General features: G+C 61.6%; 4 protein-coding genes. 1 reads left to right on the forward strand and 3 read right to left on the reverse strand.

The genetic code is table 11. The annotated features are described in order from the left end of the window. Nucleotides 1–394 precede the first annotated feature (394 nt). The 3 genes from MU848_RS03290 to MU848_RS03300 all read right to left on the reverse strand — a co-directional run bounded on the left by MU848_RS03290 (nucleotide 395) and on the right by MU848_RS03300 (nucleotide 4,321). Nucleotides 395–1,597, reverse strand: coding sequence for a replication initiator protein A (locus tag MU848_RS03290; protein WP_247230203.1), 1,203 nt, complete (start codon nucleotides 1,595–1,597; stop codon nucleotides 395–397). A gap of 211 nt (nucleotides 1,598–1,808) precedes the next feature. Next, nucleotides 1,809–2,900 carry a ParB/RepB/Spo0J family partition protein gene (locus MU848_RS03295; RefSeq protein WP_247230204.1) on the reverse strand — a complete coding sequence of 364 codons (1,092 nt, stop codon included), beginning with the start codon at nucleotides 2,898–2,900 and terminating at the stop codon, nucleotides 1,809–1,811. Between the two features lie 224 nt (nucleotides 2,901–3,124). Further along, nucleotides 3,125–4,321 (reverse strand): AAA family ATPase, encoded by a 1,197-nt coding sequence (locus tag MU848_RS03300; protein ID WP_247230205.1) that lies wholly within the window; start codon nucleotides 4,319–4,321, stop codon nucleotides 3,125–3,127. A gap of 193 nt (nucleotides 4,322–4,514) precedes the next feature. Here MU848_RS03300 and MU848_RS03305 point away from each other — a divergent pair, with 193 nt between their 5' ends. Beyond that, on the forward strand, nucleotides 4,515–5,534 hold the full coding sequence (locus tag MU848_RS03305) for an aldo/keto reductase (protein ID WP_247230206.1): 1,020 nt from the start codon (nucleotides 4,515–4,517) through the stop codon (nucleotides 5,532–5,534). The last annotated feature ends 473 nt before the right edge of the window (nucleotides 5,535–6,007 follow it).

A 6,007-nucleotide genomic window follows, 5' to 3' on the forward strand; every position in this document is an offset into this window, starting at 1 on the left:
TTATAAGGAAGTTAGAGAGTTACGGCCGCAGGAGCAGGGCACGAATCGTTGAAGACGCACGAGTCGGGCCAAACTGCCTGTTCCCGAAAGGTCGGCTATCCGTTCCCGGAGTGTCGAGTGACGCGTTCCTGAAGTGTCGGGCTATCGTTCCTGAAAGACCGTGTGCCGTTCCCGGAATGTCGATGGTGCCGTTCTGAAGCTGCTCTCTCCACCGGGATTGAATCAGTTGCGCAAGATGGCTGCTAAATGTCGTTCAAAAGCTGTGGATGAAATGTAGTCGCAGAGATGCGTTCGAAATTGTGATCGATCAAGCGGGGAGCGCTACCGACACTTCGGGAACGGCTTAAGAAATGTCGCGGTGATAACAGAGGCCGCGTCTTATCTGCGGGGGCGGTCAGAGGGTGTGCCGGTTCTTTTCGTGGAAGCGTCGCACAAAGCCGATGAAGGCCTTCTGATAGTTTACTGGGGTGCGCGTGGGATCGGCGTCGAGCCAGTTGCGGAAATCCTGATGGAGCGACTGATAGTCCCAACCCGGACAATCGGTGCGCAAAGTGGCCAATGTGGCGTCCGTCAATTCACCGGCCGTCACTCGGGAAGAAAGACCAGTGACAGTGCGGCGGATCACGTCGGAGGCGTCGAATAATGGCTCGGCGCCGCTGTTTGCCGACGAGCGGGCGGCCGATGGCGTTCCATTTACCGGCGTCGTTTTGGTAGCCGTAGGCTTTGCAGCGGGGTATTTGCTCGTCGCCTTGGCCGCTTCCACTATACGGCGGCTCATGCGCAGGGAAGGCTCGCGCTTGCCCTGCGGTTGTTCGAGGAGCAGGGTATAACCGGGCAGCGGGTCGCGTTCGGCGATCTTGGCGATCTCGAACTTGAAGCGCCTATAGGCGCCTTCTGCGCCGGACTTTTCGAACAGGGTGGGCATCGAAATGGAGAAGCCCCCCTCCCCCGCCCCACCGGCATGTTTGCGCGCTACCTTGTAGAGCCAGCGCTCCCGGCCGCCGGTCAGGTCGAAATAGGCGCGATCGATGGACAGGACGCCGCCCTGCATCAGCACGCCTTCATAGAACCAGTTGCTGAGTTCGATCGTCATGCCGCGCGAACGTTCGGTGCGTTCGTCGACAAGCTGGGTCCAGCCATCTAGCCAGCTGAAGGTTGCCTCCCGCCGATTTTCGGCGCGGATGTTGGTCTTGATCGTCGTGGAGACGAGCCGATCCAGCGATTGGCCCAGCAATTCATAAGCGCGGCCAGTCGTTGGGCGGTGGATTGCGCGCAGCAGATCATAAGGCATGAGATGCAGTTTGCGTGGCACGTCGTTGACCCCGCGCCGCGCCATATCGGCGAGGACGGAGGCGCAATAGATGAGAATGTCTGCATCCCAGATGGTGGCCATTCCATAATCGGGATTGGCGGAGACATGGACCCAGGCTTTGCCGTCAGGAGACGTGTAGTCGATCGGCTTGACGCGTTTCGACTTGGCGAGGCTGAAGAAGGGGCGCTCCATCATCTCGCGCTGATCGCGCAGCGGCATGTCCGCGATGTAGGGGAGGAACAGTTCAAACTGGTCCGTAAGCTCTGCTTTGCCGGTGCGGGTCATGGGTGGTTCCTTGGCAAAGGCAGGGCGGAATCAGTGTTTTCCCGGGGAAACAATGAATGAATTGGCGAGAAAAGACGGATTCCGCAGGAGGGGAGGGGCAGGCCCTCCCCGGGACGGACAAACTGTTTCCCCGGGGAAACAGGGCGTGAGGGATAGGCGAGCGCCAAGTCCCGCTCCATTCCTGCTCTGCCGTTATGCCCCCCCGAGCGCGTCACTGCTGCAAGCCCATCCCTTGCCGTTCGAGATGTTCGAGCGTGTCGCGGAGCGCCATTGCCAATGTTTCCATGTCGGCGCCCGACCCCGCGTGAAAACGGATGGTGATGCCCTGCCGATTAACCGACTGCACGGTGAGGGCAGGCCGACCGTAGCGCGTGGTCCAGGTGAAGGGATCCTCCTTCGGCTGCGACACGGCCACGCGTGGGGCGTCGAGCAGGCGTTTGAGGACTTCCGCCCCCGGGATCGGGGGAGCACCGGCGACGCGGCGTTCCCGTTGTGTCGTAGCGAGCCGGGCTGCTTCGGCGCGCACAGCCGCAGCAGCGTTCGGATCGTCCAGAGCCTGAGCCAGCGGGTAAGCGGGCTTCAGCTGGACATCGCCGGGCGAGGAGAAAGCTTCGATGATGTCGTCAGGAATGCCCGCGACCTTGATCATCTTGCTGAGCCAGCCCTTGGACAGCTTCAGCCGCTCTGCCATGCGCGTCAGATGGCTGCCATAATGCGTGCCGAGCGCCTCTGCATAATTGCGCGCGCGCTCAAGATCGGTGACGTCCTTGCGCGCGCGGTTTTCGAGGTCCGCAAGACGGAAGGCCGCCTCGTCATCCAACTGGGCGACCTGCGCCACGAACATCATGTCCGGGTAGCTGTGCGCGCGGAGCCAGCTGATCGAGAAATGGCGGCGCGTGCCGGCGATCACTTCATAATCATGGTCCGGATCGCCCTCGACCCGCCGCACGACCGCGGGCACTTTCTGGCCCCCCTCCGCGATGATGGAGTCGATCAGCTCGCGGCAATTGTCCTCGGTAAGATGCGAATATAGCCGCGCATTGCCGCGCCATATCCGCACGCGGGCGGGATCGAGCAGCAATTGCGTGACTTGCCGCACCTCGCCCGACGCGAGCCGGGCAAGAGCCGTTTCGCGGCCGAGCAGCGTTGCGCCGCGCGCGCGCTCGGGGCGAGCCGGGGGAGGGGAGGGGGGCGACGGTTCGGCCTCGGCAACAGGCGGGCTGTCAGTCGCGGGAGCGGGGGCGGGGTTTTCCGCCTCGTCCGACAAGAGCGCTGCCAGATAGTCCGATTGCTTACGCGCCATGGGCTTGTCCTCCGATTCGCGGGGAACATATGGTGAACATGTCTGTGTAGGACAGTGTTGATTTTGGTTCACGCGGAGGCGCGGAGACGCGGAGGAGTTGTGGCCCCGGCGCAGCTGCCCCTTTCATGCGGGCGGCTTCGCTGCACCGAACAGTTGAGCAGAGAGTTTCGCCTGCGGCGGAGCGCCATATCTCAGCGCCTCGGCGTCTCCGCGTGAACAAAGCCTCACGCCGCATTGACGATATCCTCTTCCCGCGCAGGCGCGACGCGGCCCCAGCCCTGGCGCACGAGCGCTTCGATCTGCCCCATGGCTTCGTCCAGATTGGCGCGGCAGCGCTTGTGGGTGCGCGGCGTGCCGATCGGCTTTTCCAGCTCATAGACGGTCATCATGCGCAGCGCCGCATGGCTGATTTCCGCGCTGTCGAGAATGGGAATGGGGAGCAGGGCAGGGCCGAAGCTTTGTTCCATGATCGCGCGGACCATCGAGTGGCTGGGATCATTGCTGTCGAATTTCGAGCAGAGCAGCCGGACGAACTGATAATCGACCTCAATCCCCGCTGTCTGCAACTGGTTGATGACCTGATCCATCATCGAGAGGAACTGGACGGTCGAGCAGAAGTCGGGCGTCGTCGCGGCGAGCGGGACCAAGAGGGCGTTCGCCGCCTGCATCACCGCAAGGCTGATCGTGCCCAGCGCTGGCGGCGGATCGAGCAGCACGACATCATAATGGCGGGCGAGGTCCATCAGGCCCTGCTTAAGCTTGCGAAAGCGCGCGGCCAGGACGGAACCGCCATCGCTGCCCGCCGCCGCCAGCTCATATTCCACGTCGAATAGCTCTAGATTGGACGGGATCAGATCGACATTGGGCCAGGCGGTATGCTTCACCGCATAGAGCAGGTCGACCTGCGTCGGATCGATCGATAGATAGGGATAGAGCGTCTCTTCCCGCTGGATATTGAAATGCGGGTTGAAGCCGAACAGGGTGGTGGTGGTCGCCTGGCTGTCGCAATCGACGACGAGCACCCGATAGCCCTGGACTGCGAAATAATGCGCCAGATGCGTGGTGACGGTGGATTTGCCGACGCCGCCCTTGAAATTCTGCACTGCTATGATCGCGGGAATGTCGAGCGGGGCGCGTTCGGGCGAAGCGCCCAGCACCTGCCGCATGTTCAGCAGTTCCTCGACCCTGTAACCGGGACGTCTGCCATTTTCGGTCGGCGGGGCAGGGGGAAGGCGGCCATCTTCCTCCGCCATGCGAATCCGATTCGTGGAGCAGCCAAGTAGTTGCGCGGCTTCGGCGATGCCAAAGCGGACGTTGAGTTCCTTCCGGCTGTCAGGCAGAAAAGCCTTGCGGCGCAGCCTTTCGACCATCTTTTCGCCGGCTTCGGCCAGATCCCCGATCTGGCTCACTATTGCGTTCATTTCCGACCCCGACGCCCAAGTTGAAGCTCAATCGGGAATGCTATCGCAGAAATCCTTCAAATCCGCAATCTTTGCTGAGATATGATGCGGCGGCTTGAACTGGCCGCCCTGATTGTCAAAATTGCGTCATCAAGGCCATGGCAAGAAGCCCCGGCCCGTTAAGCAGCGCAAGCGCATATGACAGGGGATGTACATGCCCGCAAAGTTGCCGGTCCGCCATTTGGGCCCGCTTTCCGTATCGGCGATAGGGCTTGGGTGCATGAACCTCAGCCATGCTTATCTGCCGCCGCCGGACCCGGCGCAGGCGGAGCGATTGTTGCTGCACGCGATCGATTCGGGGGTCACCTTCTTCGACACGGCAGCGATTTACGGCTTTGGCCAGAATGAGGAACTGCTGGGCCGCACATTGATGCACCGACGCGGCGAGTTCACGCTGGCCAGCAAATGCGTGCTTGGCGAAGTCAACGGGCAGCGCGCGCTCGATGGGTCTCCGCAAGCGATCGCCCAGGTGCTGGACCATGCGCTGCGGCGTTTGCGGGTGGAGCAGATCGACCTCTATTATATGCACAGGCTCGATCCAAAGGTGCCGGTGGAAGAATCGATGGGCGCTTTGGTACGTGCCCTGGAGGCGGGGAAGATCCGCGCGATCGGCCTGTCCGAAATGTCCGCGCCGACGATCAGGCGCGCCCATGCCGTCCATCCCATTGCCGCCGTGCAGACCGAATATTCGCCCTGGACGCGCAACCCCGAAATCGCGGTGCTGGATGTTTGCGCTGAACTGGGCATCGGCTTTGTCGCCTTTTCGCCGGTCGGACGGGGGCTGCTTGCCGGGCGGATCGGCAGGGAAGGGGTGGAGGAGGGGGATTTGCGGACCGGCATGCCCCGGTTCCAGCCACCCCATCTTGCACGCAATCTCGATCTTTACGACCGGCTGCGTATGCTGGCCGATGAAGCCGGATGCAGCAGCGCGCAGCTGTGCCTCGCCTGGCTGCTTGCCAAGGGCGACACTATCGTGCCTATTCCCGGCACCACCAACATCGCCCATCTGGATGAGGATCTGGCGGCGATTCACCTTGATCTGTCCCCTGCTATATTGGCGGCGGTTGATACGCTGTTTCCGCCGGGCGCGGCTTCGGGCGGGCGCTATAATGCGCAGGCGCAAGCGCAGGTGGGGACTGAAACATGGCCCGGCGAGCTGGAGGAACAGGCCTGAAACGCCTGTGTTCCGGCCGTTCAGGGGCCCGGACAGAAGAAAATTGGCCGCTCATGTTTTTTCCTGTTGACCGACTCATCCGACACGCCTAGATGCCACTCCACCGACGCGGTGAGCGCCACTGGTTCTCGCTTCGATCGGTCGCCAACATAGTCGGACACCAGTCCCCCGGAACGCAAGGATCGGGGATCAACGGTTGTCCGCTTCGATGTTTGGATGGCTCTTTGACATTGTTAGTATGATGAAGGGACATGTGGGCGGCGGCCCTGGGTTCTTACGGCTTCTAGGCGTAGGATACTCAGTTAAATTTGCCATCCTCACAATGTCCTTACACACCATGTAAGATTTGTGCAGGAATGGCTCCTAGAAATGAGCGGTTCTATCTCGGGATTATTCCTCCTGGGGTAGGATCGGACATCAAACTTGAGAGTTTGATCCTGGCTCAGAACGAACGCTGGCGGCATGCCTAATAC

This window comes from Sphingobium agri, assembly GCF_023051225.1.
Lineage (GTDB): Bacteria > Pseudomonadota > Alphaproteobacteria > Sphingomonadales > Sphingomonadaceae > Sphingobium > Sphingobium agri.